General features: G+C 73.7%; 4 protein-coding genes and 1 pseudogene. 3 read left to right on the plus strand and 2 right to left on the minus strand.

The window, feature by feature from the left end; genetic code table 11:
• Both AB0J67_RS40505 and AB0J67_RS40510 read left to right on the plus strand, forming a co-directional pair.
• A pseudogene (locus tag AB0J67_RS40505) lies at positions 1-115 on the plus strand (deaminase); the annotation flags it as partial.
• Between the two features lie 85 nt (positions 116-200).
• A complete protein-coding gene (locus AB0J67_RS40510; protein WP_363491047.1) occupies positions 201-425 on the plus strand; it encodes a hypothetical protein in 225 nt (74 codons plus the stop codon).
• 1 nt (position 426) lies between these two features.
• Here AB0J67_RS40510 and AB0J67_RS40515 read toward each other — a convergent pair whose 3' ends face one another.
• Entirely contained in the window at positions 427-861 is a 435-nt protein-coding gene (locus tag AB0J67_RS40515; protein WP_363491041.1) for a hypothetical protein, read from the minus strand.
• Between the two features lie 61 nt (positions 862-922).
• Positions 923-1,735, minus strand: coding sequence for a DUF3097 domain-containing protein (locus tag AB0J67_RS40520; RefSeq protein WP_363491043.1), 813 nt, complete (start codon positions 1,733-1,735; stop codon positions 923-925).
• 90 nt (positions 1,736-1,825) lie between these two features.
• Between AB0J67_RS40520 and AB0J67_RS40525 the strand changes: the two genes are divergently transcribed.
• Positions 1,826-2,611, plus strand: coding sequence for a hypothetical protein (locus tag AB0J67_RS40525; RefSeq protein ID WP_363491045.1), 786 nt, complete (start codon positions 1,826-1,828; stop codon positions 2,609-2,611).
• Positions 2,612-2,743 lie beyond the last annotated feature (132 nt).

A 2,743-nucleotide genomic window follows, 5' to 3' on the forward strand; every position in this document is an offset into this window, starting at 1 on the left:
CGCGCTGATGTTCGGCCGCCGCAGCTACGAGGTGTTCGCGCCGGTCTGGCGCGACTCCGACGACCACGCCGCCTACAAGGAGCTGCCCAAGTACGCCGTGTCGGCCAGCGCGAATCGACGCCGAGCCGGAGCGCCGAGCGCCGTGGCAGCCCGCCCCCGAGCCGGGCGAGCCGCACGAGCTGGACGGCGCCTGGTGGTGGATGGGCCGCGAGTTCGCGGCGCGCTACGACGCGGCCGCGGGCGAGCTGGTGGTCACCCCGGTCACCGTGCCCGGCACGCCGTGGCGGTTCACCACCGAGGGCGCCGACGTGTGGCGCTGCCACAGCGGCAGCAACGACGGCGAGGTGCTGCGGGTGCACCGCGACGCCGAGCGCACCCCGGTGGAGCTGGACATCGCCACCTTCGTGCACACTCGGCAGCCGTGAGTCATTCGTTGACCTGCCGGTAGTTGCCGAGCCAGAACAGCGAGAACACCGGGATCACGGCGAACGCCGTGGCCAGCACCACCAGGGCGTGGAAGCCGAGCAGGAACTCCACGCCGAGCAGGGCCAGCGGCGGCAGCGCACCCAGGCCGATCAGCACCGCCAGGTACGCCCCGCGCGCCGCGGCCTCCTGCCACAGCTGCCGGCCCAGCGGCCCCTCGCCGTCGGTGTGCCAGGCGTTCACCGCGCCGGTGGCGTCGTCGCTGAACACGTCCCCGGCCCCGTCGACCCGCGCCCAGCGCACGTTCACGCCGAGCCTGCGGCCGAGCGCGGCGCGCATGCGGGCGTCCCAGCGCCGGTCGTAGCGCACCGACATGATGACGTAGAGCAGGAGCCAGAGCAGGGTCACGGCGATCTGGGCGCCGAGCGGGACGGTCATGGCGGCTGAGCCTAGGGCTGGCCGCCTCGCCCGTCGAGGTCCGTCCGGTGGACCCCCGGTGTCACTCGTCCGGCGTGGTCACGAAGTCGATGAGCCGCTCGACCGCGTTCACCAGCGGCGTCTCCAGATCGTGGTAGCTGTCCACGCGCGACAGCAGCCGCCGCCAGAACAGCGCGGGCTCCCCCACGCCGAGCGCCGCGCAGATGCCCTCCTTCCACGGGTGCCCGTACGGCACCACGGGCCACTCCTCCATGCCCAGGCGCGACGGCTTCACCGCCTGCCACACGTCGACGTAGGGATGCCCGGCGATCAGGGCGTACGGGTTGTCCACGGCCTGCGCCAGGCGCGCCTCCTTGGTGCCCGACACCAGGTGGTCCACCAGCACGCCGAGCCGCCGCCCCGGCTCCGGCGCGAACTCGCGCACCGCGCCGGGCAGGTCGTCGACGCCGTGCATCGGCTCCACCACGACCGCCTCGGCGCGCAGGTCGTCGCCCCAGATCCGTTCGAGCAGCTCGGCGTCGTGCAGGCCTTCGACCCAGATCCGGCTCGCCCGGGCCACCCGGGCGCGGGTGGGCGTGGCCGCCACCGAGCCGGACGCGGTGCGCTGCGGCTGGGCCGGCGCCACCGCCTGCGGGCGGCGCAGCGTCACCGGCGTCCCATCCAGTAGGAACGCGGCGGGATCCAGGGGGAAGTGCCGGCGGCGGCCCTGCCGGTCCTCCAGGGTGACCGCGCCGTACTCGAACCCCACGATCGCACCGCAGAAGCCGCTGCCCGCGTCCTCGACCACCATGCCCAGCTCAGCATCGCATTCGGGGGTCACCCGGCGGGGCTTGCGGCGGTCGAAACCGTCCAGCACATCATCGCTGTAGCGCATGCGACGGCACCCTAGTCGCCGCTGCGCTTCGGCGCTCAATGACGCGCCGGTTCGGGACAAACCCCAGGAACAGCACGTACCCTGGTCGGCATGTCCCCCGCAGCGCAGGTGACCCTGACCGCGCGCCGCTCGGCCCGGCTGGTGACCTGGACCCGGGCCTGGCGCGCCGGGCTGGTCTCCTTCGACGAGATCCTCGACGACCTGACCGCCGAGGAGGAGCAGCACGTCCGCGATCTGCCCGGCCAGTGGCGCGAGGAGGTCGAGCTGCGCGAGGCCCTGCCGGTGCTCGCGAAGCTGCACCCCGACGAGATCCGGCTGGTGCTCCCGGTGCCCGGCGACCCGCGCGGGCTGCCCGGCCCCGGTCCCTTCACGAACCACGCGCTCGTCGCCGGGGAGGGTGTCGTCGCCAGCCGGCTCGGCCTGGTCCCCGAGGCGCGGCAGCACACCTCCGGCTCGGGCGTCACCTTCACCACCGTGCTGTGGCGGGCCTTCGAGCTGCCCGAGGCTCCCGCCGGGCTGTTCCCGCCGGGGGTACGCGAGGCCGACGGCGCGCTGAGCATCGCCCTGACCGAGGCCACCACCCGGCTGGTCCAGCTGGACGTGGCGCAGTGGCGCCCGGAGCTGGCCGGGGCGCTCGCCGCGCTGCGCAAGCCCGACGCCGAGACCGACCTGCCCCCCGGGTACGACCCGCGCGCCCGCCGCCTCTACGCCCGCGCCTGCGTGCTGGACCGGGTGCTGACCCTGGCCGGCCAGGCCGCCCCCGGCGGCGCCCTGAACAGCTTCGAGGCCCGCCAGCGCGACGAGGCCCTGCGCCCGCTCGCCGCCGCCTGCCGCAACGCCCTCGTCGCCGCCTGCAACGCCCCCTTCGAACCCTGACACCCGTCCTTTTATAGACGTTGGCCTATCTGGATGACAAAACCTTGATCGAAGTCATCCAGATAGGCCAACGTCTATGCAAAACGGGGCGCGCCCCCAGATAGGAAGAGCGTAGGGGTGGGGAAGATTTTT

The organism is Catellatospora sp. NPDC049609 (genome assembly GCF_040675365.1).
In the GTDB taxonomy this organism is placed as follows: Bacteria; Actinomycetota; Actinomycetes; order Mycobacteriales; family Micromonosporaceae; genus Catellatospora.

What these genes read in the sequence shown, in the direction of transcription:
- AB0J67_RS40515 (WP_363491041.1), bottom strand. Translation starts at nt 861, where the DNA reads ATGACCGTCCCGCTCGGCGCCCAGATCGCCGTGACCCTGCTCTGGCTC.
- AB0J67_RS40520 (WP_363491043.1), bottom strand. Translation starts at nt 1,735, where the DNA reads ATGCGCTACAGCGATGATGTGCTGGACGGTTTCGACCGCCGCAAGCCC.
- AB0J67_RS40525 (WP_363491045.1), top strand. Translation starts at nt 1,826, where the DNA reads ATGTCCCCCGCAGCGCAGGTGACCCTGACCGCGCGCCGCTCGGCCCGG.
- AB0J67_RS40510 (WP_363491047.1), top strand. Translation starts at nt 201, where the DNA reads ATGGGCCGCGAGTTCGCGGCGCGCTACGACGCGGCCGCGGGCGAGCTG.